Origin of the sequence: Nonomuraea marmarensis (assembly GCF_043197025.1) — a bacterium.
Taxonomy (GTDB): domain Bacteria; phylum Actinomycetota; class Actinomycetes; order Streptosporangiales; family Streptosporangiaceae; genus Nonomuraea; species Nonomuraea marmarensis.
In genome coordinates, this window is sequence record NZ_JBICRM010000139.1 from 1 (window position 1) to 506 (window position 506).

The window sequence follows — 506 nt, forward strand, 5'->3', positions numbered from 1 at the left end:
TAAACCTGATCCGGCTGGACGCCTGGTGGAACGACCACCCACTCGATCGGACCCGCACCAGCCACCTCGCCCGGCTGGAACTCGCCCTTGCCTCGTGATCACGAATAAGCCACCAGGGTCCCTGGTGACCCTGGTGGCCAATTCGAGGGACACACGTCGAGGTCCGTGATCTTCTGCTGATGTGTCGCGATGATGCCTTCTGCAGCCGGTTTCCCCTCACCCGGCCGTAGAACTGGAGCGCGTGGTGTCGGTGCACCGCTCAGGGCACACCCCTCCTCACGACACGCGGACAACGCGAAGCAGAAGTGGGGACCTAAACCGGCCACCAGTGGTGACCTCGAACTGGCCACCTGTGGGGACTTTTACATGGCCACGGACAACTACACCCCGCGTGGGGTGTCTTATCTGCTGCATCGGATCGGCTGGAGCCCGCAGGTGCCCGTGCACCGGGCCGTCGAGCGCGATGAGGAGCAGATCGCCACCTGGGTGAAGGAGACCTGGCCCCC

Annotated in this window: 1 protein-coding gene; it reads left to right on the top strand. The window is 64.4% G+C overall.

All coding sequences use genetic code 11. The features are described 5' to 3' along the window. Positions 1 to 366: 366 nt before the first annotated feature. Positions 367 to 506: helix-turn-helix domain-containing protein (locus ACFLIM_RS50320; RefSeq protein WP_393178061.1), on the top strand; the 140-nt coding region annotated here is incomplete at its 3' end.